This window comes from Fluviispira vulneris (genome assembly GCF_014281055.1).
GTDB classification, from domain to species: domain Bacteria; phylum Bdellovibrionota_B; class Oligoflexia; order Silvanigrellales; family Silvanigrellaceae; genus Silvanigrella; species Silvanigrella vulneris.
This window is the reverse complement of sequence record NZ_JACRSE010000004.1, coordinates 292,881-318,579: the sequence shown is the minus strand read 5'-3', so window position 1 is coordinate 318,579 and position 25,699 is coordinate 292,881. Positions and strand designations below refer to the sequence as shown.

The 25,699-nt window shown below is 33.9% G+C and carries 25 protein-coding genes and 1 tRNA gene; 4 read left to right on the top strand and 22 right to left on the bottom strand.

Annotated elements, in window-relative coordinates:
* Window position 1: 1 nt before the first annotated feature.
* The 9 genes from H7355_RS10690 to H7355_RS10650 all read right to left on the bottom strand — a co-directional run bounded on the left by H7355_RS10690 (window position 2) and on the right by H7355_RS10650 (window position 11,968).
* Window positions 2-1,090, bottom strand: a complete 1,089-nt coding sequence (locus tag H7355_RS10690) for a response regulator (protein ID WP_186647331.1) — start codon at window positions 1,088-1,090, stop codon at window positions 2-4.
* A gap of 29 nt (window positions 1,091-1,119) precedes the next feature.
* On the bottom strand, window positions 1,120-1,977 hold the full coding sequence (locus H7355_RS10685) for a CheR family methyltransferase (RefSeq protein WP_186647329.1): 858 nt from the start codon (window positions 1,975-1,977) through the stop codon (window positions 1,120-1,122).
* A complete protein-coding gene (locus H7355_RS10680) occupies window positions 1,977-2,345 on the bottom strand; it encodes a response regulator (RefSeq protein WP_186647327.1) in 369 nt (122 codons plus the stop codon). Before H7355_RS10680 ends, H7355_RS10685 begins: the two co-directional genes overlap by 1 nt.
* A gap of 3 nt (window positions 2,346-2,348) precedes the next feature.
* Window positions 2,349-3,161 carry a hypothetical protein gene (locus H7355_RS10675; RefSeq protein ID WP_186647325.1) on the bottom strand — a complete coding sequence of 271 codons (813 nt, stop codon included), beginning with the start codon at window positions 3,159-3,161 and terminating at the stop codon, window positions 2,349-2,351.
* A gap of 8 nt (window positions 3,162-3,169) precedes the next feature.
* Window positions 3,170-4,288 (bottom strand): chemotaxis-specific protein-glutamate methyltransferase CheB, encoded by a 1,119-nt coding sequence (cheB, locus tag H7355_RS10670; protein ID WP_186647323.1) that lies wholly within the window; start codon window positions 4,286-4,288, stop codon window positions 3,170-3,172.
* A 42-nt stretch (window positions 4,289-4,330) separates the two neighbouring features.
* The gene (locus H7355_RS10665; protein ID WP_186647322.1) at window positions 4,331-4,813 is read right to left on the bottom strand and encodes a chemotaxis protein CheW; all 483 of its coding nucleotides are present in this window, start codon (window positions 4,811-4,813) and stop codon (window positions 4,331-4,333) included.
* A 3-nt stretch (window positions 4,814-4,816) separates the two neighbouring features.
* Complete coding sequence (locus H7355_RS10660; protein ID WP_186647320.1) at window positions 4,817-7,684, bottom strand: hybrid sensor histidine kinase/response regulator; 2,868 nt, start codon at window positions 7,682-7,684, stop codon at window positions 4,817-4,819.
* Window positions 7,685-7,721: 37 nt separating this feature from the next.
* The gene (locus tag H7355_RS10655) at window positions 7,722-10,280 is read right to left on the bottom strand and encodes a chemotaxis protein CheW (RefSeq protein WP_186647318.1); all 2,559 of its coding nucleotides are present in this window, start codon (window positions 10,278-10,280) and stop codon (window positions 7,722-7,724) included.
* Window positions 10,281-10,420: 140 nt separating this feature from the next.
* Window positions 10,421-11,968: a methyl-accepting chemotaxis protein gene (locus H7355_RS10650; protein WP_186647316.1), complete on the bottom strand. Its 1,548-nt coding sequence runs from the start codon at window positions 11,966-11,968 to the stop codon at window positions 10,421-10,423.
* A 266-nt stretch (window positions 11,969-12,234) separates the two neighbouring features.
* Here H7355_RS10650 and H7355_RS10645 point away from each other — a divergent pair, with 266 nt between their 5' ends.
* Entirely contained in the window at window positions 12,235-12,606 is a 372-nt protein-coding gene (locus H7355_RS10645; protein ID WP_186647314.1) for a response regulator, read from the top strand.
* A gap of 81 nt (window positions 12,607-12,687) precedes the next feature.
* Here H7355_RS10645 and H7355_RS10640 read toward each other — a convergent pair whose 3' ends face one another.
* The 6 genes from H7355_RS10640 to H7355_RS10615 all read right to left on the bottom strand — a co-directional run bounded on the left by H7355_RS10640 (window position 12,688) and on the right by H7355_RS10615 (window position 18,753).
* Entirely contained in the window at window positions 12,688-14,160 is a 1,473-nt protein-coding gene (locus H7355_RS10640) for a FecR family protein (protein WP_186647312.1), read from the bottom strand.
* A complete protein-coding gene (locus H7355_RS10635) occupies window positions 14,141-15,646 on the bottom strand; it encodes a methyl-accepting chemotaxis protein (protein ID WP_186647310.1) in 1,506 nt (501 codons plus the stop codon). Before H7355_RS10635 ends, H7355_RS10640 begins: the two co-directional genes overlap by 20 nt.
* A gap of 76 nt (window positions 15,647-15,722) precedes the next feature.
* Window positions 15,723-17,546 carry a bifunctional 2',3'-cyclic-nucleotide 2'-phosphodiesterase/3'-nucleotidase gene (locus H7355_RS10630; RefSeq protein WP_186647308.1) on the bottom strand — a complete coding sequence of 608 codons (1,824 nt, stop codon included), beginning with the start codon at window positions 17,544-17,546 and terminating at the stop codon, window positions 15,723-15,725.
* Window positions 17,543-18,097: a translation initiation factor IF-3 gene (gene infC, locus H7355_RS10625; protein ID WP_222435695.1), complete on the bottom strand. Its 555-nt coding sequence runs from the start codon at window positions 18,095-18,097 to the stop codon at window positions 17,543-17,545. Before infC ends, H7355_RS10630 begins: the two co-directional genes overlap by 4 nt.
* A gap of 198 nt (window positions 18,098-18,295) precedes the next feature.
* Window positions 18,296-18,445, bottom strand: a complete 150-nt coding sequence (locus H7355_RS10620) for a hypothetical protein (protein ID WP_186647306.1) — start codon at window positions 18,443-18,445, stop codon at window positions 18,296-18,298.
* Between the two features lie 222 nt (window positions 18,446-18,667).
* Window positions 18,668-18,753: transfer RNA gene (locus H7355_RS10615), tRNA-Leu, on the bottom strand.
* A 162-nt stretch (window positions 18,754-18,915) separates the two neighbouring features.
* Here H7355_RS10615 and H7355_RS10610 point away from each other — a divergent pair.
* Window positions 18,916-19,383 carry a hypothetical protein gene (locus H7355_RS10610; RefSeq protein ID WP_186647304.1) on the top strand — a complete coding sequence of 156 codons (468 nt, stop codon included), beginning with the start codon at window positions 18,916-18,918 and terminating at the stop codon, window positions 19,381-19,383.
* 9 nt (window positions 19,384-19,392) lie between these two features.
* Window positions 19,393-20,388 carry a sensor domain-containing diguanylate cyclase gene (locus H7355_RS10605; RefSeq protein WP_186647302.1) on the top strand — a complete coding sequence of 332 codons (996 nt, stop codon included), beginning with the start codon at window positions 19,393-19,395 and terminating at the stop codon, window positions 20,386-20,388.
* Between the two features lie 50 nt (window positions 20,389-20,438).
* On the opposite strand, the gene H7355_RS10600 is transcribed toward H7355_RS10605, so the two are convergent.
* Genes H7355_RS10600 through H7355_RS10580 form a run of 5 tightly spaced genes read right to left on the bottom strand, consistent with a single transcriptional unit; the run spans window position 20,439 to window position 23,872 of the window.
* Window positions 20,439-21,239: a hypothetical protein gene (locus H7355_RS10600; RefSeq protein WP_186647301.1), complete on the bottom strand. Its 801-nt coding sequence runs from the start codon at window positions 21,237-21,239 to the stop codon at window positions 20,439-20,441.
* A gap of 60 nt (window positions 21,240-21,299) precedes the next feature.
* The gene (locus tag H7355_RS10595; protein ID WP_186647299.1) at window positions 21,300-21,962 is read right to left on the bottom strand and encodes an RNA polymerase sigma factor; all 663 of its coding nucleotides are present in this window, start codon (window positions 21,960-21,962) and stop codon (window positions 21,300-21,302) included.
* Window positions 21,946-23,010, bottom strand: a complete 1,065-nt coding sequence (locus H7355_RS10590; RefSeq protein WP_186647297.1) for an AI-2E family transporter — start codon at window positions 23,008-23,010, stop codon at window positions 21,946-21,948. Before H7355_RS10590 ends, H7355_RS10595 begins: the two co-directional genes overlap by 17 nt.
* Window positions 23,011-23,012: 2 nt before the next feature.
* Complete coding sequence (locus H7355_RS10585; RefSeq protein ID WP_186647295.1) at window positions 23,013-23,327, bottom strand: hypothetical protein; 315 nt, start codon at window positions 23,325-23,327, stop codon at window positions 23,013-23,015.
* Between the two features lie 2 nt (window positions 23,328-23,329).
* Entirely contained in the window at window positions 23,330-23,872 is a 543-nt protein-coding gene (locus H7355_RS10580) for a hypothetical protein (RefSeq protein WP_186647293.1), read from the bottom strand.
* Between the two features lie 6 nt (window positions 23,873-23,878).
* Between H7355_RS10580 and H7355_RS10575 the strand changes: the two genes are divergently transcribed.
* On the top strand, window positions 23,879-24,595 hold the full coding sequence (locus tag H7355_RS10575) for a hypothetical protein (RefSeq protein WP_186647291.1): 717 nt from the start codon (window positions 23,879-23,881) through the stop codon (window positions 24,593-24,595).
* A gap of 16 nt (window positions 24,596-24,611) precedes the next feature.
* On the opposite strand, the gene greA is transcribed toward H7355_RS10575, so the two are convergent.
* The gene (gene greA, locus H7355_RS10570; RefSeq protein ID WP_186647288.1) at window positions 24,612-25,112 is read right to left on the bottom strand and encodes a transcription elongation factor GreA; all 501 of its coding nucleotides are present in this window, start codon (window positions 25,110-25,112) and stop codon (window positions 24,612-24,614) included.
* A 281-nt stretch (window positions 25,113-25,393) separates the two neighbouring features.
* On the bottom strand, window positions 25,394-25,642 hold the full coding sequence (locus H7355_RS10565; RefSeq protein ID WP_186647286.1) for a DUF1844 domain-containing protein: 249 nt from the start codon (window positions 25,640-25,642) through the stop codon (window positions 25,394-25,396).
* Window positions 25,643-25,699: the final 57 nt, after the last annotated feature.

Below are 25,699 nucleotides of genomic sequence, written 5' to 3'. Positions count from 1 at the left end.
ATTATCTATCATCTGCAGAAACTTTCAAGAAGCTCGACTGCGCGTCTTTTTCAACTGCTAATAGACGTGATGTTGTCTTTTGTATTTCTGCTAAACATTCTTTTAGGATTTCTCTTTCACCTGATAGAAGTATGTTTTTATGCTTATCACTTAATAAAGCATCTACTTTTTGAATAAATACGAATATCTTGAAACATGATTTAGAAATAGTGAGAAGTTCTTTCCAAAAATGAGCTGTGCGCATAGCACGTTCAGCGACAAGTAAAAGTGCATCAGACGTAAAAGGTTTGTCGATAAAATCACTCACACCAAGACGCAAAAACTTTTTAACATGCTCGCGCGAAATATTGCCTGATATAAATATAATTGGAATGTATATATTAATATTCCTTATTTTTTTTGTAAATTCCAGTCCATCCATTCCAGGCATTTTTAAATCTGTAAAAATTATATCGAAATTTTGAGTTTTTAAAATCTCTAAAGCCGTTTCTGCTTTATTACAGGCAGTTACATAATAATTTTCCATTTGCAACATTTCAGAAACAGTTTCTAATAACTCTTCATCGTCATCACAAATTAAAATATTTCCTTTGCTATTTTGTGAATTTGTGGTTTGATTGACTACAGATTTTTTATCATTTTTTCTAATATCATCAAAACTATCTTGGTTTATTTTTTCTACTTTTGTATTTAATTTCTCTGATAATACTGAATCTATCTTCTTTTCTATTTCATCTAAATGAACGAGTTTAGATTTTAAATTCTTTTGTAAAATCGTTATACATTTTTTCAAACAATCGTTACTCGCAAGCAGTAAATCGATGATTTCTTCTGATGTGTCTATCTTTTTATCACGTATAGCAACAAGCAGTGTTTCAAATTTATGAGTAAAATTTCCTATTTCCGTGTAACCGACTGTTGTGCCTGAACCCTTAACTGTGTGCATAATACGTAAAAGTTTTGGCATATTTGACAAGTCTTTTGGTGAACTTTCAAGATGCATAAAAATGTTTTCTGCATCATCCAACATTTCACTTGTTTCTGCTAAAAATGTGTAGCGTAATTCTGACTCAAAGGTTGATTCATTCATAATTCCACTTTCTCAAATGGAGTTAAAATTCAGGTGTAAGGCTTCACAGAAGCTTTCAGTTTATGTACACAAATATTACCATAGGTTTCAAAATCAAAATCATCGGATAACTGAAGCAAACTTTCTGCCCCTCCAAGAACTAAATATCCTCCAGGATTCAAAACTTTGGTAAAGCGAGAGATAATATTTTTTTTGTTTTCCTTACTTTGATAGATTAATACATTCCTACAAAATATAATATCAAATGTCCCGAAATCTGGCCATTCATGAAGTAAATTCATTTGTTTAAATGTCATAAATGCCGATAGCTCTGGCTTGGCTTTAAAAGATGGAAAATTTGATGACTCAACCGAGATTTGCTCAAAATATTTAATCATTAGATTTGCGGGGAGCCCGCGTTGAATTTCGAGTTGTGAATAGGTTCCGCTCGCAGCCTGTTTCAAAACTCGATCACTGATATCTGTTCCGAAAATTTCATATGATTTTGCTATGCCTTGAGCTTTTAATTCAGCCATAATCATAGCTATTGTATAAGGTTCCTGACCTGTACTTGTTGCTGCGCACCAAATCCGGATTTTAGGATTTTGTGCCATTATATTGGTTACAAAATGATTTTTAAAAAAATCAAAAACCTTTGGATCACGAAAAAAAGATGTTTCGTTATTTGTAGCAGAGTCTAAAAGTAAAAGCTTCGCAGCTTGATTGAGACCATTTTTTTGTATGTCATTCCATAAGGAAAGTACATCAGGAAAATTTAAAAATTTAACTAGATTTTCAAGACGACTTAAAAGTAAATATTTATTTGCTTCATCGAACTGAATTCCGGTTTCTTTTTCGATAAGAGTTGCAAAATATTTGAAGATGCTATCACTGAATTCATCTTGCATTAAATACCTCCTTCAAGGATGGTATTGATTTTGCCCACGATAATATCTTTCGTAAATGGCTTAATAATATAATCTGCAGCTCCTTTTTGCATAGCTTCCGTTATCTCTGCCATCGAGTTTTTTGTTGTCATCATTATGATAGTTTGTTTGGGACGGTGTTTAATTAATAAAGGAAGAGTTTCAATACCACTTAATATAGGCATTTCCCAATCAAGTAATATAAGATCAGCAGAAAAGTCAGTTTCTTGAACAGCATTTACAGCTTCTTGTCCATTGTAAGCGTGCTGAAAAGTGAGATCTGGTAAATCTACCATTTCCTCTAACAGCCGATGAACAGATTTTGAATCATCCACCACTAATATTTTCATGGCCTAATCCTTAATATTAAACAAATTTTTAAACTTTTCATACGAAGCTAAATGCTCTTCAGAAATCATTTTTTCGCTATTAGATTGTTGTAAGCACGTGCATAAATTATTTAGAACTTCTACAGATATTTCAAGTATATTAATTACTTTCATTAAATCAATTGCTTCATTGCTATCTAATGATTTTTGGAAGTATTTAACCACTTCATTAGCTACTTTTTGACTGATATGCGCCCCAAGAAAATTAGCAGCTGCTCTAACTGCTACAAACTCTGCTAATGCTTTGCGTGTTTCAATTTTTATATTTTCAGCAGAAATATCTTTTTCTTTTAATATATAAATTGTTCTCTGCATATTGGGCAGAATATCATTATTAAAACAGGTTAAATATTCGTTCGATAAAGTTGGATTGTGAGACTCTTGTATTTTAATATCTTTCTCAGGTGTGTTTTTTAAAGAATTTATATTTTCAGTATAGCTTGCAAATGCAGAAGATAATGAATCTAAAGTAAAAAAACCTTTTTGAATGAGTATTTCTCCAAGTGGTTTATGAGTAGCTTGAATTTTTTTGTTAACTTCTTGGGATAAATTAAATGTCCATAAACCTAAATCTTTTGCGCTGCTTCTAAAATCCATTCCTTCTTGCTGCTGGTGAATGAGTATTTTTAAAATTTCTTCTTTATTTAAAATATTTGAATTATAAATTACCTCAGCCGTAGATGGAACGTGATTGATTTGTTCCATAAAAGCATCTAACAATTGTTCAGATTTTATCAATTTAATTTCTAAAAGGTATTCGCAAAATAACTTTGGCATACTCCGCCTCACCCAATCATTTGTCTTAAATAATCAGAACATTCTTCTAAATTTCCCATTGAGTCATAAGCTCCTGTGGCATGCACTGCTCCAGGCATACCCCAGACAGTGGCAGACTCTGGATCTTGGATGATAATATTGCCAGAGACTTCTTTAATAGCTTTTGCACCGACCATTCCGTCTTCACCCATGCCGGTTAAAACAAATGCTGTGCAGCCATTTCCATAAACTCTTGCTAAAGATTCAAATAATGTATCCACTGCAGGGCGCACAGAATTTCTTTTCGGATTTTGATCCAAACAAATAATGACTCTTTGTCCGTCGCTTGATCGATCGACACTCATATGAAAATCACCTGGGGCAACATAAACATGACCAGGCAATGCTGTTTCTCCATGCGTTGCTTCATGTGTTGGATGTCCACTGATGACTTGGATTCTATTTGCAAGGGCTTCAGTGAATTTTGGCGGCATGTGTTGGGTGATAAAGATAGGAATTCTTAAAGGTAATTCTTTTATTTTTTCGAATATTTTTTCAAGGGCAGATGGTCCCCCAGTTGAGGCTCCAATTCCGATGACTTTAGGCTTAATTAGTGAAAAATCCTTAATATTTAATCTCTTATCATAAACAATTATTTGTTTAGGTTCTTGATTGGGAGAACTGACAGGCAATGAGGCAGATTCGGGATTTTGATCGCTCTTTGGTATATATATTAAATTATGCTCAATTTTTGATTTAAATTGTAAAATCTTAGGAATTAATTCTTTCTGGATTCCTTCAAATGCTTCTTCGAGAGAACCCGATGAATTTGGTTTAGCGATAAAATCGGAGGCACCAGCGTGAAGTGCTGTTAAAGCTAAGTCGATTCCTGTGCCTGTCGGGGCTGCAAAAACAATGACACGTTGGTTATATGATTTTTTTTTCATTTCTTCCAGCATAGATAAGCCATCCATAACAGGCATTTCAAGATCTAAAATAACAACATCGATGGAATTTTGTTCTAAACGCTCCATTGCAATTTTTCCATTGGCTGCACTTGCCACAACAACAATGTCTTTTATTCCTTCCAATGCAGATTTAATCTGTGAGCGAAATACAACGGAATCATCTACAATAAGGATTCTCATTTCTGTTCCTTTATTAGCAAAGCAATATTGCTAAAACTCTATTCAAGTCTTTTGATTTAAAAACTTAATTATATTTTCAACATCAATTGCACTCAAAAGAGAATTTGAAATCTTATATACCCCAAGCATATATCTGCGAATATCATCTGAAATTGTTTGTGGAGTTTGTTCAAAGTCCTCTTCTGAGACTTCAATAACATCGCCTATTTCATCAACTTGAAATGAGATAAGCATGCCATCTATTTTGCAAACGATATTGATAAATTCTTCTGGAAGTTGTGTATGAAAACCGAATAATTGGCGTAAACCAATGGCTGTCGCGACTTGTCCGCGTAAATTAATCAAACCTCTTACATAATCTGGAGCTAAAGGAATAGGTGTCATATTCATAGAGCGTACCACTTCTTGTACACGACTCACTTCAATACCATATAAACGATTGTCTAAATAAAAAGCTGAAAATTGTTTTGTTTTACTAGACATCGCATTATTTAAATTGATTTGTTTTTTTTCATCTTCATGCATTGCTTAGTTTTCTCCTATTTTTCCATTGTGAATAAGAGTTGAGTCTAATTCAGCAATGAGTTTTTCAGCACGAAGCTTTTCAAGATAAATCAAAAATCCTGCATTTAATCCTTCTTCAATGTCTTCTTGACTGTATTTTGTCGTAACAGCTATCATCGGAATGTTGGCATAATTTTTTGATGACTTAACTTTCTTCGCAAAAGTAATTCCATCCATAACAGGCATTTCAATATCTGATAAAATCAAAGAGAAATGATTTTTAGGAGCGTTGTTAAGAATTTCAAGCGCGTTTGCTCCATCGTATGCTGTATCCACTAAGAATCCTGCTTCGAGAAGTACAGAACGAATATAATTTCTAAAAAATGAGCTGTCCTCGACTAGTAAAATTCTGTGTTTGTGTCTTTGAATGGGGTCATGAAGATGTTTGTGAGAAGTTTCATGGTTGTGAATTGTTTCTTGACCGACTTCTGTATGAAGATGGCTTTGTGATTCGAGTGTTAACTTAATTGTGTCAATCATGCCAAAAATATCTGCTACAACTATGATTTGTTCATTTGTGACGATTGTTCCTAAAATTCCTGGTCTATCTTTTACTGATTGATCAATTTCGGAAGAAACTTCTACGATGTCATGAATTTCTCTTACTTCAATTCCATAAGAAAAATTTCCTCTTTTAATGACAACGATTGGAGTTCTTTCTCTTGCAATTAATTTTTTAGGATCCTCAAATGGCAGTTCAAGAAAATCAGGGAGTGAAAAAATAGGTAACAAAGAATTTCTATATCGGATTACTTTTTGCTCACCTGAAAGTTCGAATTTATCACTTTCAAATTCTTCGAGGCGATTCACAATCGAAAGAGGAATGGCATAAGAGCTTGGTGCTCCGGTATCAATTAAAAGATATTCACAGTTATCAGAGTGATAATTGCTTTCTGATTTGCTCTGAATATTGCTAGAGGGGCGTTCATTTGTATGATCAATTGATATTTTTGCTGTTTCAGCAATCCCTAAGACATCGATTGTGAGTGCAACCGTGCCATCCCCCATAATCGTTGCACCAGAAAAAACTTTTAAATCTTTTAAAAATTGCGAAAGAGATTTAACTACAATATCTGCTGAATCATTGATTTCATCAACAATGAGACCAAAGAGAAAATTATCAGCATTTAATATAACAATATTTGAGACTGTGTTATCTTTTTCACTATTTAAAGGCAGACTTTTTTGAAATAGCACTTGTGAGAGAGAAATGATCGGCAGTAGTTTTCCTCTAAGTCTTAAGACAGATTGACCTTGTAAATTTTCAATTTTTTCTGAATTTTCATCGCTGTGATCGATACGGATCAGCTCCACCAGTTTTGTTTGTGGAATCGCAAAACGTTGTCCTTCCGTCTGAACAACAAGAGCCGGCACGATCGCAAGACTGAGGGGAATTTTTATGATTATTGTTGTCCCTTCTCCAGGAACACTAAAAAGGTCAACAAAGCCACCAATACGCTCTACATTGGTCTTGACCACATCCATACCCACGCCTCGACCAGAAATGTTAGAAACCACATCGGCTGTAGAAAATCCTGGAGCAAAAATCAGGAGTTGAATTTCTTTTTCAGTCATCTTTGCAAGGGCTTCTTTAGTAATGATACCCTTTTCAAGAGCTTTGGCACTTATTTTATCTTTATCTATACCACGGCCATCATCAATGATTTCAATAATAACTTGACCGCTTTCATTATAAGCATTTATTCTTATGACAGCAGTTTCTTTTTTGCCGACTTTTTTCCTTTCTTCTAAAGTTTCTATGCCATGGTCCACAGCATTTCTAACAATATGCATGAGAGGATCTTTCACAGCTTCTATAACAGTTTTATCGAGCTCTGTATCAACACCTAAGAGTACAAGGTCAATTTTTTTTCCAAGTTCTTTAGATAAATCACGAACAACTCTAGAAAATATAGTTAAGACATTGCCAATAGGTTGCATTCTTGTTTTCATAACTTCATTTTGTAATTCTGCAGTGAGAACATTTAAACGTTGACTGATTTTTAAAAACTCAGTGTCTTCATCATTTAGTTTTGCATGTTGAAGCAATTGATTGCGGATAAGTACCAGTTCACCAACTAAATTCATTAAATTATTTAATAGATTGACTTGAACACGAATTGTTTCTGATATCTGTTCATCCGTGTTTTTCTTATCATTTGTTTGGTTTTCTTCAGACTTATTTTTCTTATCATTTATTTGGATTTCTTCAGACTTATTTTGAGTAGGTGATTTAGGAGTTGAGGTTACATTTTGGACAGTTTTTTCGGGTATGTCAAAGATTTCATAGGCGACATGTTCTTCTTCTTTTTTATTTTCTACGGGCACCTGTCTTATCTCCTCTTGTTTTATGTCATTTTTAAGAGGTGGCAAGATATTATCGACCATTAGAATTTTATCTTTAGAAATTGCATCTAACCCCGTGATACTTAATTCTACTGCTGCAATAAATTTCGCAAGAATATTTTCCAGTATTTCATGATTTTCAGGCTCCTTTTGTTTTTCCTTTATAAAATCCAAAGAGTGTGTGATGAAATCAAGACCAATAAACAAGCTGTCAAGCAGTTCATCCGAAAGTTTTGCTTTGCCCTTGCGAATAGGATCAAGACACGTCTCCATCACATGAGCAAGTCGACCGATTTTAGCAAAACCAAATAATTGTGAAGTGCCTTTTAAAGTATGCATATCTCGGTAAATAGCGGCTAAAAGTTCTTTATCAGAACCATTTTTTTCCACTGTAGATATATTTTTATCAAGACGTTCAAGCATTTCATGGCATTCATCGAAATATTCAGAAAGAGCGGATTGTTTTGCTTCAGCTGACATTGCCATCAAACCGTTTCCTTTTTAACAGAAAATGTAACCTTAATTATGCCTTGTATTTGTCCGAATTCTGAATAACTGTTGGCAAATCTAAAATAGTTACTGTTTTATCTTGTATAAAGGTATTTCCCATAACACCAATTCTATCGCGAATTTGATCGATTAAATTTTTCTCTCCAGAAGCTATGTCTATAACTTGCGGAACTTCGAGACCCAAAAATCCATCCAAATATTGAGTTACAATTATGGATATTTGTTCACTAAAATTTTCTTTTTCTGTTTTTTTAGGATGAATATTTAAAAGCTTTTCCATAGAGTGGATAGGCATAATACTTTCCCGATATAATACAGCTCTCTCAAGTCCACAATATTGTACTTTATTTTTTCTTATTTCTTCTAGTCTAAATATTTGGTTTAATGGAACACCATAAAGAGTTTTAGAATCTAAATTGAACAATAAATAATCTTGCATAGAATCTTTTTTTGTCTCTATTTTATCTATTTTTAATTCATTGTTTTTTTGTTGGGTTTTAGTCTCAGTTACTTTTAAACCAGCATATTCTGCAAGATTTTTAATATCTAAAATGAGTGCAACAGATCCATCGCCCATAAAAGTTGCACCTGTATAAATTCCTTTAAAGTTGAAACACGAATTTATTCTTTTAACAACAATTTCCTCAGAATCGAGAATACCATCAACAAACATTGCATATAAATATTTTTCCGTTTGGAGAATAAGTATTTCTTTAATAATTTCTTTTGAGTTATCAATATGAGAATTATCAGATATATTAAGTAAAGATTTTAAATCTAATATTGGATACAAATGATTGTTATAACAAAGCACATAGCCAGAAGCAATTTTTTGAACCATAGCTTGGTATTTTTCTTGTTCAACTCGTAAAACATGTAAAATTGAATCCTGGGGAATTGCAAAACATCTGTCAGCACATTTAATTAATAATGAATTTATTATAAGAACTGACTTTGGTTTTGGTAAACGCAATTTAAAAGTAGTACCGGAACCAATATTGGACTCGATATCTATTTGGCCACCAGCAGATTCAACTGAAGACTTAACCATATCCATGCCAACACCACGGCCTGAAACATCTGTCAATTTCTCTGCTGTGCTAAAACCTGGAGAAAAAATAATTTCCAATATCTGCTTTTCAGTCATTTTACTCAAATCATCTTCATTAAAAAGCCCTTTTTCAATTGCTTTTTCTTTGATTTTATCAGGATTTATTCCTCTACCATCATCGCTTATAATTATTTGCAGATCGTTATTATCTTCGATGCATTGAATCTCAATAAATCCATGTGCTGGTTTATGCGCTTGTAACCGTTCATTCGGTAATTCTATCCCGTGATCTGCACTATTTCGAACGAGGTGGATGAGAGAATTGCTGCATACTAAAACAAGAGCATTTGCTACTCTAATATTTTCACCACTAATTTTAACTTGAATTTCTTTGCCTAATTCCCTTGCAAGATCGCGTATTATACGTGGAATAGGTTTAAAAATTCCTGAAAGCGGAACTTTACAAAGATCTGTAATGCGGTTTTGAATTGTGCTATTTATTTTATGCATTTCATCAAATAATTCTCGAAGACCTTGAATATCTTTATCGTTCGTATTTTTTGCTTCAAGTGAAAAAATGATTTTGTTTATCATATTGCGAATAACTGTTATTTCGCCAGAATATCCAGAAAGTTCATCAAGCATCTGGATGGGGACCGAAATTGCTTCTTTAGGTTTTTGGTGCAAAGGGGTAGGAGATGCTTGATTGTCCTTTTGATTTCTATTTTCAATATTCTGGATTGATTTTGAAAAATCTTCTATTTTAATATTTAAATCATCTAGAAGATTTTCTATTTTATACAAATGGAATTTTTTATTTGAAATACTGACAACAATTTCTTTGATTCTATCAAGACCGCGAAATAATACATCGTAAATGTCATCTGAAAGAGCTGTTTCTCCTTTTAGAATTGGTGAAAAAAGATCTTCATATTTGTGAATATATTTTGTTAATGTATTGCTTCTGAGACAACCACTTGAGCCTTTTAGAGTATGAATACCACGGGCTATTGCTTTCAATGCATCGGGATCATGACGGTTGAAATTAAGAGATAATAAAAAAGGTTCTATTTCATCTAAAATTGCAGAAGCTTCTTCTACAAAAGTTTCTTCAATGGCATTATTTTCTTTGATAGACTGAACGCGTGAGAGAGTTTCTTTCTCTATCATTGCAATAATTTGTTGTTCATCAAATGGTTTATCAAAGAATCCGCAAATTTTGTGGGAAATTCCTTCAAGTGCCATCTCTTTTGTAATTTGTCCTGAAACTATCCCGAATGGAACAGAATCACTGATTTTTAAAATATTTTCTCTAAATTGAAAGCCGTTCATTTTTGGCATCAAATAATCACAAAGAACCATTGCAAGATCAAAAAATTCTTCTTTATAAATTTCGAGAGCTTTTTCTGGTTTTGCAATAAATATTGGTATAAACCCAGCTTTATTAATGATAAATTCAATCATTTCTTGATTGTCTTCTTCATCATCAACCCATAAAATTTTTAGTTTTTCATTTTCCATAAATTTATCTCAAGTTTATATAATTTTATTATCGGTTTAATTTTGCAATTAAGAATTCAATTTGTTTAAGATTTGTTTTGATAAGCAAGAAATGCCTAGAGCTAGAAAAAGCAGCAATTTATTAATTTAATTAGAAAAAACTAAATTTTTATATTTTTTACAAGACTTTCTAAATTAACAGCAAGCTCACTCAAAGATTTTGCTGCTAAAAGCAATTGGGATGAGCCATTGGAAGTTTGTGTCGCCGCATCTGATACCACTTTTACATTATCAGTAATATTTGTGACCCCTTTTGCAGACTCTAGCACAATGCGAGAAACTTCATTCGTTGTCGCTGCTTGCTCTTCTACTGAAGCAGCAATCGCATTGGCAATACTTGTAAGTTTTTCAATGGATTGACTGATTTGACTGACGGCATCCACTGAACTTTTTGAATCGCTTTGAATACCAGTGATTTTGTTTGTAATATCTTCAGTAGCTTTAGCTGTTTGTTTTGCCAATTCTTTCACCTCATTAGCAACCACTGCAAAACCACGCCCTGCATCACCAGCACGGGCGGCTTCAATTGTGGCATTTAAAGCGAGAAGGTTTGTCTGTTGCGCAATTGAGCTGATCACTTTTATGACATTGCCGATTTCGCGGCTGCTTTCACCTAACTTGATTATGATTGCATTGGTATTTTGTGCTTGTTTAAGAGACAACGAAGTATTGGCGGATGCTTCTGTCGCATTGCGGGCAATTTCTTTTATTGCAGCAGACATCTCTTCTGTATTCGTAGCAACCGAACGTATTCCATGTGAAACCTCTTCAGAAGCAGCCGCGGTAGAGTTTGCAACAGCAGTGGTTTTTTCTGCATTTATACTCATTTCTTTAGCGGTTGCATTGAGTTCTTCAGAGGCTGAAGCAAGTTGCTGTGCTGCTTGTCTGATATTTTCAACAAGTTTTACGTTGTCAGTGATTATTTCCCAGGTAACCATAACACCTATAAATTTTTTATTTAAATCTAGCACTGCGGAAGCTAAAAGGCTGAGTTTTTCTGGTCCCACGCTTATAATTGCTCTGTGGGGAAGATTTTTTTCATTGGATAATAAGTTGCGTTGGTGGGATGGTACTTTATGAAAGACGTCAATGCTCGTGCCGATTAGATTGCTAATTCTTATCGGTAGATATTTTTCTAGTTTTTCTAATGTCTTCATACTTGCTGTATTTGCATAACTTATATTGAAATCGAGCCCGCAAAATAAAACATTGATCGGAATATTTTCCATCATGGAGCTGATTCGAGCGAGACTATTCGCTAGCTCCAGTTTTTCTGTGACGATATCCCAAGTAACCATAGCCCCAATATATTTGCTATTTTTGTCATATATAGCAGAAACGAGTAAGTCTAATTTTTCGGGACCAACATTAATAATGGCTCTATGTGGTAAATTTTTATCATTCGCTAAAATACGACGCTGATGAGATGGAACTTTATGAAATACATCGATTGACGATCCTAATATTTCATTTACTTTAATCGGTAAATACTTTTCAATTTTTAAAAGAGTTTCTCTGCTAGTTGGATTCATATATTTTATTGTAAAATCTAAATCACAGTATAAAATATTGATCGGAGAATTCTCAGACATACCAATATATTCTTCTTCATTTGGCGATTTTAGAGCTGTGAGTTTAGCAACATCCATTAAATTCTCCTTGCCGTTATAAACTCCAAAATTGAAATTAAATACTTATAAAATAACATTTGTTAGATTGCGCTTGTCAGTAAAAAAAATAAAAATGGTGTTAAAAAAATGACGATATTTATTTTTTTATTGAATTATAAAAAAAAATTCAAAATATTTTTTTTAACAAAAAGATAAAGTAAAAAATGTCCTTTGTGCAAAGCTTTGAAAGAATGTATAATAAATAGATGTATAATTAAAAAATTTTTTTAATTAGAGGAACTCACATGACAAAAAAAATACTCATTGTCGATGATGCGAAAACAATCCGTCAGCAGGTCAACTTCACACTGTCTAAAAGTGGTTTTGAGGTTATAGAAGCAGAAAGTGGAAAAGAAGGAATTGAAAAATTGAGGGCTAATAAAGATATCGACGCTATTATATCTGATATCAATATGCCTGAGATGAATGGGATAGAAATGGTTCTTGCAATCAACGGCGATGCAAGCTTACCCCATCCACCGATTTTAATATTGACAACAGAAGGAGCTACAGAAATAGTTGCGCAAGCTAAAAAAGCCGGTGCTAGTGGATGGATTGTTAAACCATTTAAACCTGAAATGCTGATTGAAGCGGTTAAAAAATTAACGAAGTCTTGAAAATCACTTTATACTTTCTTGTTTCTTTAAGTAAAAAATTTCGACTCAGCTTAGATTATAAAGTTTTTAGTGCATATTTATTTAAAAGAGCCAACCAATTTTTAAAATATTCCAAAAGGGTAATACCTGATGGTTAAAATATTCAGGTAAACTGTTTTGTAGAATGTTTTGAAAATTTTGATAATTTCCTGAGCTGGTTGCTTGAGTATAGGCTGAAGGATTTGAAGTATTTACATTTGAATAAAAGTTATTAGAACTCATACTTAAAGGAATTTGTGCACCAAGTTCTGTACCAATGCTAAATCCACTGTCCCAAACAAATAACCAACCAAATTGAGGAGTTGCATAAGTCGTATTGATTTTTACTCCACCATTTGCAGGCACACAAACGTTTTGTGAGCTAACAGTTACGTAGATACAGGTATCAGCTTGTACATCAAGCTTGCGCAGACCAAAAGCGGAACCTATAAAAAAACGGCCGCTAAAAGGATAGATAACAGCTCGTGCTTCAACATGAAAAAATGATGCTTTGATATTATTTATTTCTGGTTGATTATTATTATTTATTTTATTGCCTATATTAGGAAAGTCCTTCAAATTCATTTTCCCCGGTGCTCCCCCGATATTAACACTCAAACCCAGAAATTTTAAAATGCGCATTTCAATTCCAACTGAAAGATATTGGTACATGCCTACACTGACTGTTGGTCCCATTCTGAAGACTTCGTTCTCTTCATTTTTATTTGTATTGTTACTGTCACTACTAGTCTTTTCCTTATCAGATTCGTCGTCATCATCTCCCTCAACACCTGTTGGTGATGCTGCTGGTGGAAGTGGAGCTGTTGGATTCGAATTATTTAATTTTTTATCCTCTTCTTTATTGTTTTCTTTTTCATCTTCTCCACTCTTCGTTATTTCAAATCCTTCTGGTAGATCGATAGCTAAACTTTTTATAAGTTCTGGTGTAGCAGGTTTGGGCGGTGCCGGTGGTTTTTCCCCGCGCATTTCTCCCCACTGATTTTCTTTCACTTGAACGATTTTATCGGGAGCGGCGGGGTTACTGAAATCAACTTTACCTGATGTGACCAGGAGCTGTGTTTTTTGACTTCCTTGAGCAACAATAACACCACCCGTGCCGCGGATTCCCATGACAGCATTGTTGGTTTTATATTTTACATCATTTTCAGTATTTTTTGCAGGCTTAACAAAAAAGCGAATTTTTCCTTTGATTTCTTCAAAAACTCCTTTTAAATTCTTTTTTTCTGCGTCGATTTTAAATTTATATTCTTTAATTTTAATTTGTGTATTTTCGTATAATATAATATCAGCTCCATCAAAAAATAATATTTTAACGAGCGTTTTGTCTTTTGTTATAATTGTATCTGATGGATGTACAGGTGTGTCTTTTGCCAATTCTATGCGGGAATTGTTAATAATTATATCTGCTGATCCTATAATATTTTCTATTTTTCCGATTTCTTCTTCGTCAGCAAAAGAATACAACGGAAAAAAAATTAATAAAATTATAATTAATTTATTTCTTTTTGTTCTCAATTTTCTTCTCTCCAAAAATTATATCTTCAGTTTCGTGAGCAATATCTTTTAAGTCTTTACTTATATTGAATACGTCATTTGAAGCAGTGATGGATTTTTCAGCGCTGTTTGTATTTTGGATTGCTGAAGCATCGATTTTAGCCATTGCACTTGCTATTTGCTTAACCCCAATTTCTTGCTCGCGTGTGGCTTCTGTTATCTGTGTCATTTGCGTATTTATTTCATTGACATCCGCAGTTATTTTTTCAAATGTGGTCTTCACTTCAATCGTCTTATTTTGTCCTTCAGAAACCCTTTCGACAGTCATTTGTAAGATATCTTGGACACTTCCCCGACTTTTTTCAAGGAGATCTCTTATTTCATTGGAAGATCGACCACTCGTGCTTGCAAGATTTCCGACTTCTTCTGCCACCACAGCAAAGCCTTTGCCATATTCTCCAGCGCGTGCCGCTTCAATCGATGCGTTGAGGGAGAGTAGTTCTGTTTTAGTCACAATTTCATTAATCACCATTGTTTTTGTTTCTATTTGCTTAATGATAGCTTCAATATCTGATAGACGTTGGCTGGATTCTTGAATGGCTTCCATAGAGGTTACCATACGTTGTACAGCTTCTCCGCCTTGCGCAGTACCTTCGGATATTTTGTGGGCTAGGTTGCCAGATTGCACTGTCAGTGCAGATGTTCTTGTGATCATACTGGTGACTTCAGCAATGGCTGCAGCGGTTTCTTGAATTGAGCTTGCTTGTCCTTTAGAAGAGTTCCCTACATTTTCGCTCATTTGTGTTAAATGCTTCGATTTTTCTTCCATATTAGCGGCTGATTTTAACAAACGTGCAGATAAACTTGCTAAAGGAACAGAAATAAGATTCGCAAAAAAAATACCACCAAACATGAGGAAGATTGTGATAACTACTGAAATTGCAGTCAATTCAATAATATAGTCTCTTCGTTGTTCATCGATATCATTGATATATGTTCCAGTGCCGACGAACCATTGCCATTCAGGTATCGGTTTTACGTAGGCAATTTTTCTAAATGTTCCTTCTTGACCAGGTTTTTTTGTAAAGAAATGGAAATAATCACCCTCTTTATTTTGCTTCATACTATTGACTAAGCGAGCCATGGTTTCTGGAGGAGTGGGTTGCAGTTGTCCTTTAAACTCTGGTCTTGTAGGATTTACTATTTGTCTTTGATCAATGTCATCGATAAATACATAATTTGTTCCGTCATAACGAGCATTTTCAATAATATTTCCTACTTCCTCCATAGCTTCTTTACGGGTCATTTTACCTTCTTTTTCAAGTTCGATATATTTTTTTATGATTCCATAAGAAACTTCTGTGATATGTTTTATTTGTATTTCTTTTTCTTTTAGAATATGTTCTAAAGAGTTGTTCATGATAAAAAAAAGAATTCCTGCAAAGATAATAATGATTAAGATATTCCAATAAATCATTTTTTGTTTGATACTGAGTCTTTTAAACATTATTATCTCCCTAGACATTAACTTTATAAATTTTAGTCGATGTTTAGAAATATTAAATGATTTACTTTTTGCTCAATCAAAATTTTGTCGTATCTACTGCGTATTTGACTCTTTTTGTTTTGGGATCTGTGGATATCACAGATAAGAATGGGGGGTGAAATGGGATAGAATCCATTGTGCTTTCAAAAAACACCTTTGCTTTACAATAAGGAGTTGGTAGAAGAGACCAACTTTTTGTAAGTTTGAGATCGAGAGTTTTTATTTTTTTAATTTTTTCGATTAATATATCCCGAAAAAATTCAGTGGAATCGACAATTGTTTTTAATTTATCGAAGTTTGGGAAATTCCCCCCTCCGGATGCGCGATAATTATTTGTGACAAGAGCAAACTGCTGCGTAGTAGAAATAGGTGTATTTTTATAATTGAGGTTTTTTATACGATTACCTAATGGCATTGTGACATCAATATTATATTCAATATTTGATATACAATCAAAGTTAAATGATGGATAAAAAGGGTTTAATAAAGAGATTTCTTTTTCTGAATCTATATCTATCTGCAGAAATGCTTGGGCAGAAAATTCAAGCCATTCTTTTAATTGTTCACCATTTATAAGTACAACTTTTAGTTCATTGTCATAAGGATAAAGATTAGAAATATCTTTTATAGCGAGCGGTCCTTTTTGAATATGAATATAGGGGCTGCCATGTCCACCCGTATTTACAGGGGCAAAGGAACATAAAATAGGCAGATTTTTCCACTCTGTGTGTTTAAGATAATTTGCTGCATATTCAACTCCTGTTTCTTGGATGATTTGTGAAGTTAAAGTATGTTGTAAGGTAGAAAACCAAGAATAAATATGTATATTACTTTCACCAACGGTAGAACGAATATGTTTCAATGTATGTTCATTATCATCTTTAATTGTAGCAAGAACTTCTGAGTCAGCTGTAGTTTCTTTAACATTATGAACTTCGGAAAATGACTGTAAGACTTTCCATTTTTTATTCTTTTTTTCCAATATAAAACGAATTATACCTAAATGACTTCCCCATGCACCGGGCATAACGACAGGCACATTATTGATTTTACCAATTGTGTTATCAATATGCATATTTTCAAGATTATTGAAAATTTTACCGCCTGGAAAAACACTGTGTGCATGTCCAGAAAATATAGCATCGACACCTTTGATTTTACTTATTTCACAGACGGCATTTTCTGTACCTAAATTGTATTTTAATGGTAAAATTCCACTATGTGCTAAAACACAAATTAGATCTACTTTTTTTTTCTTTAATTCTTTTACCTGTTCTTTAACAGCATCCACAATTTCTTGGACGACTACTTTTCCTAATAAAATATGTTTATCCCAGGTCATAATTTGTGGTGGAGCGACACCCATAAAACCAATTTTAATTGTTTCATTACAGCTGAGTTTTTTTTCAATTATAAAATGACCGGGTAATATTCTCTCACCACGTTTGTTTTTGGCGTTTTCATTATAGTAATAAACATTTGAGCAAATAAAAGGAAATTTTGCTTTTTGAATGACATTCAATAAAAAATCGAGGCCATAATTAAAATCATGATTGCCTACAGTAGCAATATCAAAGTTCAAGATATTCATAACTTTTAAGATAGGATGGGTTTCATTTTTTTTAAGAGGATGAACCCGAGCGACAAGGTCAGCAAGGGCAGAGCCCTGCAGTAGATCGCCATTGTCAACGAGGAGATTATTTTCGTAAATTTTACGAAATTTTTTTATCAGAGATGCTGTTTTAGCTAAACCAAAATGCTCGATCTTTACATCATTGTAATAGTCGTGTGGAACGACATTGCAGTGAAGATCAGAGGTTTCTAAGATAGCTAATTCACATCTCTGATAATTGTGTGTCATACCTTATCGCTTTTTGGAAGGAGAGTGACAACGAGGCGACGTCCTTCCATGCGGGGTGGCGCCTCTTGAACAACAATTTCTTCGAGGCCTGTCATAAGCTCTTGTAGAGCTTTATAACCAAGATCTATATGAGACATTTCGCGTCCTCTGAATTTGACTCCTACGCGGACGCGTGCTTTTTCCGCAACCCATCTTTTAATATGATTTTGCTTTGTTTCGATGTCATGTTTATCAATATTGGGGGTTAAATTGATTTCTTTGACTTCAATAACAACTTGTTTTTTCTTTGCTTCTTGAGCTTTTTTGCTTTGTTGGTATTTGAATTTACCATAGTCGATAAGACGGCATACAGGTGGCTTTGCGTCAGGTGAAACCTCAACTAAGTCCAGCCCTAGCTCTTCTGCTCGCATAAGAGCTTCGCGGATTGGTAAAACGCCAACTTGTTCGCCGGTATCTGAAATCAGGCGGACTTCTGTGGCTTTAATACGATCGTTAATACGTGGACCATCTTGAGCAGGTGTACGAGTTTGTTGGTTTCCCATTGGACGCATATTGTGTGCAATCTCCTTTAAAAAATGAATAAGAGGAATGTATAGTCTTTTTTACTATATCAATCAGAATCTATCATGTCTTCCATAAAAAATAAAAAAAGAGAAGAAAATTCTCAGCATAAACAGGAGAAATGCAATATTTAACCCGCCGATGCATGAGGAATCTCTTCCCTAAAATGATAACTTTTAACCAGAACTTTAATTTTTAAGCTCATTTGGAGTTGGTTTGTTGAGTGAGAACAAACTTGGAGTTGTACCAGTTTTGCGGAGTTTATTTTTATCTTTCTTGCCCATTTTTACCTTTTTGGCTTCGCGGCAGCGATTTGTCTTATCTGTAGGTGAAGTCATGTTTAACCCCTTAAATTTATTGAATAAAATAAAAATAGAACGAATTTTCTTTAGAAAATCATTCCTAGAAACCGAAACCATGCCTCATTTTTTCCCGTTTGACAAGGAAAATTTAAAGCTGAACATTCAAGTCTACAAGCTTTTTAGAGCATTAAATTCGAAATTAAAAAGTTCTAATAATTGAATAATCTAGGGGGAGTCAAGCTGGAATGATTCTTAAAATGGTGCTCCCGGGGAGAATCGAACTCCCACTTCCGATGGAAACGCGATTTTGAGTCGCGCGCGTCTACCAGTTCCGCCACAAGAGCACAAAGGGTGATGATGCTTTTAAAATTCATCTATCTGCCAATTACTCATTTAGTAATCGTTTCCTATAATGTCAAGATTCTCTCCTAAAAATCTTACTTCTTTAAAAAATTGCTAAACTCTATTGAGAATACTCATGTGATTCTCTATGGGAGGGGGAAAAAGTGGAATACTCCATCATGCAGCAAGAAGATGGAAAAATGATAACGTTGATGGGTCTAATCAATGAAGACTCTGAAATGACGTTTAAAGATCTTTTTCTCGAGCTTAAAGATGTAAAAAAAGTTGGGTTTAATTTCTCTCAAGTCAAAAGCATCAATTCTTTAGGTGTTCGTGCTTGGGTGAGCTTTTTACGCTCAATTGAAGAGGGGCGCAATCTTATCTTTTATGAGTGCACACCTGATGTGATTATGCAAATAAATATGATTCCGAGCTTTCTTGGAAAAGCATCTGTTGCAAGTTTTTTTGTGAATTATATATGCGAAGTTTGTAATAAAGAAGAAAAAAAATTAATAGAAACGTCTTCTCTTCCTCCAAAAACAATTCCAAATGCCCCAAAATGTGAATCTGATGAATGTGGAATGCAAACAGAAGAACTAGAGGATGAGTATTTTGTTTTTTTAAAGCGCTGAGGTGAAAATTTGGAGAATCAAAGTGTTCTCGATTCACGATTGATAGAAAAATTCGAAGTGCATAGAGACTTTACTCGTGTATTTCTTGATGCATTTATACTTATTAATATTGAACAAAAAGTTTTAAAATTTAACTCTGCATTTTGTCAAATCATAGAATTGCGCGCCATCGATGTGAGACGAATAGGAACATTAAAAGAAATGCTTTTAACTACGATGCCAGGCACTTCTCAATCTGCAATCGATCAACTTTTAGAGTCACCAAATCCTACCCGAATAGATGAAGTAGCAGCTATTAATGTAACGAATAGAAAAGAAGTTACTTTAATAATAAGCAGCTATCCTTATTATGAAGACGATGGCAAAATGTTAGGCGCTTGTCTTTTAATGCGTGATGTCACTGCGGAAACGAATTTACAAACTAAATATAAAGATAAGTCCTTACAATCAATTACGGATGCTCTCACCGGTTTGTTTACGCGTCGTTATTTTGAAGATCAAATTTCTAAAGAAATTGATCGTTGTAAAATAAATAATATTAAACCTCGCCTTGCTATAATTATGTTTGACCTTGATAAATTTAAAAATGTAAATGATACCTACGGGCATCAAGCCGGTGATTTTGTTCTTACAGAAACAGCTAAAATATTAAAAGAAAATGCACGTCGGTCGGATATTCTTGGGCGCTATGGTGGTGAAGAACTTTTAGTTGTTATTTTCGATGCAAATGAGCGAGCAGCAGCCGTAACAGCCGAAAAATTTAGGTCAGCAATTCAGGAGCACGAATATGTCTTTCAAGGCACTAAAATTCCAGTGACGACAAGCGTAGGTGTTACCTTAATAAATTCTGTGGATGATACAAAAGAAGCGGCTGTTAAAAGAGCAGATGAATGTCTTTACCACGCCAAGGAAAATGGCCGCAATGTTGTTATTCTTGACTTTGGTGCAGGGAAATTAAAGGCTCAAGATTTTATAGCTCAAACCCCTGATATATTGCCACCTTAACCTAAACTCACTAGTGGATTTAAATTTTTCTTATAATGTAATGAGTCAAGTCAAGGGCTGAGTGGAGATGTCTCTTCACTGGTTTGAAAGGGATCCGCCGTGGTGCTGCCATCTGAGATATTTTGTGGTTGCACCATTGCATAGCCATAAGCGCCATCTTGCCAAGCATATATTCTTCTCACTTTACCTGTGGAAGAGGTTATTTTTCTCAACACTCTTTGCTTAGGAAATGCATTTTCATTTTTCTGAGAAAGTTTAACTATGTAAAGAGTGCTTGGCCGAGTTGAGTGAATTTGTGAAGTGGCATGTGGTAATGTGGTTGCAAGTGGCTTCATAGATATACTCACACCTTGCTGACCTTTTAGATAAAAGAAACGTCCTTCATTGGCCTCATATTTCTGTGCAATTTTTTTCGGAATAACAGGTTTAAATGCTTGATTTGGCAGTGACTCCAAAGTCAATTGGGGGAGAGCGGCTGCATCGCCCACGAGATCAAAGTCAGCAGGTAATGATTCTGCATCAGGTAAAAAAGCCATTTCTGAGAGAATATCGTGATTGTTACTTTCAAACCCTCCGATAGAGGCAAAAGTAACAATAGCCGCAACGGCTGCGACGCCTATGTGTGAAAAAATATATTTTTGGTTTTTAATTAAAATTCCTTTAAATTTTTTTAAATACAGGAATTTATTTTGTGTTATGGCTGTTCTGTGAGAAAAATTATCGGAATTTAAAAGCAAAAGTTCAAGTTCATTTTTTTTGTCTTTTGTTAACGAAAACGTATCAAAATGATTTTTAATTGTCTTTTTCCAATTTTCCAATTCCTTTTCATTCATATTTTCATTTTGTAACATACAAGACACCTCAATGCTGAGACCATACTTATATTAGTATAAACGATCAAAAAAAGTTTTTTATTCCAAATTTGATGAATTTGACTTCAACTTCTGGAGAGCGCGTGAAAGCGTACTCATAACAGTTCCCATTGGAATTTCCAATATGGCAGAAATTTCCTTGTAAGAATAGTCTTCAGCGGCAAGAAATATTATGCTTCTTTGTCGGTCATTTAACTGCGTAAAGCGTTTTTTCCAATGGTCATCTAGTGCAAGTTGATAAAAAATCTTTTCTTCTTTTTTCAAATCAAAATTTTGTTGAGAACTTTCTTGGCTAGAATGAGATGAGGTTTCATTGGAAAGATTTTCTAGAGTGTTTTCAGATGTATCAAAATTCCATCTTTTTTGAATTTCCAATTCATCAAGATAAGTGTTCTTGATAATTCGATACAACCAATTTTTAAAATGATACTGAGTTTCAGGTTTTAAAAACAATTCGTTAATTTCATGTTCGCTAAGGATTTCTCCATTGTATTTTAACACAAATTTTGCGAAAGCCTTAAGAGCCTTAAACAAAGCTGTCTGATGAATATCTTCAGCATTTATTTTATTATTTGTTAAACTCAAACAGAAGCGAAACATAGGATCCCAATATTTTTTAGAATGAGTCACAAATATAGAATTCCAATTTATCGTTTTCTCAATTACACTGTCAATATAGATTGCATTATCCGTTGTTGCCATTTTTGAAAAACACCGATTCTTTATATGTTCTTAGAATTAATTTAAACGACACTTTTCCAACTGCAGCAAGGGGTATTGCTAATAATATTCCATAAAATCCAAACCAATCTCCAAAGCAAAGTACCGATAAAATGACGAGAGATGGATGCAATCCAGAAAAACGACCAAGAATTCTGGGAGTGATAAACAACGCATCCAAACACTGTACTGCTAAAAATGCTAACGAAACAGACAGTATTAAATGACTATCTGCTGCATTCGTGACTAAAACAAAGAAACATAAAAAGCTCCCTACAAGAATATCCATATATGGTACAAGTCTACAGATACCAGTGAGTATACCGACAGCAATTGCAGCTGGTAAGCCAGCAATTAAAAAGACTGTTGGGTATAAAAAGCAGAGTATCAATATAACTAAAGATTGTCCACGAAGAACTGAACGTAATTTTTTATCTACTTCTTCAATGAACTCAATAAATATAGGTTTTATATCGATAGGTACAAGATCGAATATTTGTTTATGAATTTTGTTGAAATCTCTCATAAGAAAATAGGAGAACAGAGGAGTAAATATAGCGATAATAAGAAGTGATGCAATGAAGCGAGTGCTTGCACCTATACGTGACAGAATGGTGTCACTAAGATTTTCTAAATTTATCGGAATGAAATCATAAATATGTAATATTTTATATTGTTTTTGTCCTGTAATATCACTAATAATGAGTTGGATTTTAGGGACAAGATGGAGTTCTATATAATTTTTAAAAGTAGGGAGTTTAGTAATCAAATTTTCAATTTGATTTAAGAGTAATGGAATAAAAAGCCAGACAGCAAAAAAAGTTAAGATGCCAAGAACAATAATAGTTATAAAAGAAATTAATGCACGATTGATTCCCTTTTTTTCTAAATATTCAAAAACTGGATTTATTAAATACGCAGTAATAAAAGAGATAATGAGAGGTCCAATTACGATATTTATAAAGGCAAATATAATAATAATAATAATGAAGAAACAAACAAAAAATATTTTTCCTCTATTATTTCTCATAATTATTCTTTTTCTGTACCTCTCAATTTCAGAAGTTCTTCGTCTGTTTCCTTTATTTCTAAAATTATCTCATAAAGTTCTGTTTCTTTAAGAAAGTTATCGATTTCTTTCGGGAGACCATCTTGTTGAGCTTCATAAAGATTTCTCCCCAATTCTGCAAAAAGTTCTTTTCTACGTTGAATAAGTTTTACTTTGCCAAATTGTTTTTTTGCTTCATCCATGCCTCTTTTGATTTCACGTGAACTGATAGTTGCAGCATCGCTAATTGATTCTTGAACTTTTTTCCAGCTAATTGCAAATTTATTTTGGATATTCATCGTTATAACCTCTTTTCTGATTCTGCTTTTTCCGTTTCGACGTAAAGCAGGTTCCCAAAACTTATAGCAAATATGAAAAGAGGAATGTAAGCAAGAGCAAGAGCAGGAAATGAGATCGTGTTAGCAGCAATGCCAATGATTAGAGAGGTTATGATGAAAGGTAAAGTATGATATAGGACAATTAATATTTGTCTATCGGGCTTTATTGCTCCTAAGTCCCATAATAGACTTGTTCTTGAGTTCTTCTCTCCGCGTTCTTTTGTGAGCAAAATAAATTCACGCAAAAGAATTGCAAGAACAGAAAAAACAGCTATTTCTGCGAGAGGATAAATGAAAAACAAGACAATAGCGGTTAAATGATATGTCATAAAAGATAAATAATGAAATTGGAACTTATGCAAGATAAAGAAAATAATAAGCAAAATTGTAGAAAATATAACGCCATTCAAATAAATAAATGGATGATGGTTTGTACAGAAAAGAATGCTGAAAAAGATAAGACCTATAAAAGCAGAAAGAAGTTTATTTTTTATCACGATTGGCATTTAACAATGTCTCCTTCAACTGCTTTTTTGTGCAAATTAATCACATTGCTTCTTTTAAGTCTTAATTCTAGCATGCTTTATGCACAAGAAGATACGGAAGAAAATACCCTCTATACCCCAACATTTCGCTCTGGCCATACTCTTTCCCTGTTATCTTCATGGGAACGATCTACTTGGCACTTAAATCAAACCCAATCCTCAAGCTTTGGCAATATTTCTCCCATTTCTGAAACACGTATGGGTATAGCTCTTTATTTTAGATATGCTTATCATATAAACATTGTCTCAAATTTTGGTTTTTTTCTTGGCTCAACGACAGGGGTTATTTTTCCAACTACAGATTATGGAAATTTAAAACCAGGGGTTGGTATCGCATTTCCAACAGCATTGGTCGGACTTTCTTTAAATTTAAAAAAACAATATCGACTTTTTACGGGTGCAGAATATGGTGCCAATTGGTATCCAGATATGATTGTTATTACCGATAATGGGGCCTCAAGAGCTCTTGCACCTGTCCCAGATATGCTATCTTTTTTTGGTGGATTGGATTATTTTTACAAAAAGAGTTTGGCTTTTTCATTTCAGTCTGGATATCGCATTACGATATTACGCTGCACGAATAACTGCTCGTCGACTTCATTTTTAAATACTTTATCAATAAGCAATCAGAGTGTGTTTGTGCAATTGGGGTTAACATGGCAGGTAAGCGAAATTCGTTTATAGAGTAGGACATAGTGTTTCAGTCTATAAAGCGAATATCTTTAACTTCGTAATATTTCTCGCCTCTTGGTAAGTTTACAGTGACTATATCCCCAACTGTTTTGTTTATAAGGGATTTTGCCAAAGGACTTGAAATTGAAATTGCGTTGTTTTTAATATCAGCTTCAAGATCTCCGACAATTCGATAAGATTTTTCTTCACCTTTGCTATCGTCGCTTACGTCAACAAGAGAAACCAAAGCACCGAATACAACTCTATCGGTTCTGCCTTTCCCGCCCGTGATGACTTGAACTCTGCCTAATTTGTCTTCGAGCTCCATAATACGGCCTTCAATAAAACCCTGTTTTTCACGTGCAGCATGATATTCTGCATTTTCAGATAAATCTCCAAGAGCACGTGCCTCTGCTATTTCAGAAATAACTTTTGGTCGATCCAAGGTTTTGAGGCGTTTTAACTCTTCTTTTAATTTCTCATGGCCAATCTGAGTAATAGGGATTGGAGCGTTTGTATCTATAGACATAAAAAATTACCTTTTTAAAATCTGTATAAAAAAAGAAACAAATCGACTTTTTGCCAACTGGTATGGAATAGCAAAGTTCGATTCGCAAAAAATTATCCCAAGTAAAAACTCAAGAATTCGATTGGTTCATTGTAGTCTGAACCCATTTCCTCTTCAAATAGAAAAGCATAATAATAAATTGCTCTGCGGGCTGAAGATAAGAACCTTCAGCCCGCATAACCAAAATAATTGTATGCCATATCATGAGTTGGGATCAATGACACAAAAAAAGGATAGCACGGTTACTTACGTGCTTCAACATACTTAAGTCGAAGGTCATAAAGTAAGCTTGAAAGCATTTCATCTTCAGCAGATGTGAGATTACCCTTTGTTTTCTTTTGTAGGGTTTCTAGGATTTCAATATTTAAGTGTGCAGTTTCAATATCTTTTTTTATGATATTTGTGCCTGGGTTTGGATAAAGCCCCATAGCGACTAAAGCCGCATTGCCCAACGAGAGTATCAATAAATTGAATGTAGAATGTTCTTGCATATGTTCTGTCTCCAAGAAGAAAATCCATACTTGAGAACTACCTTCTCACAGTAGCAT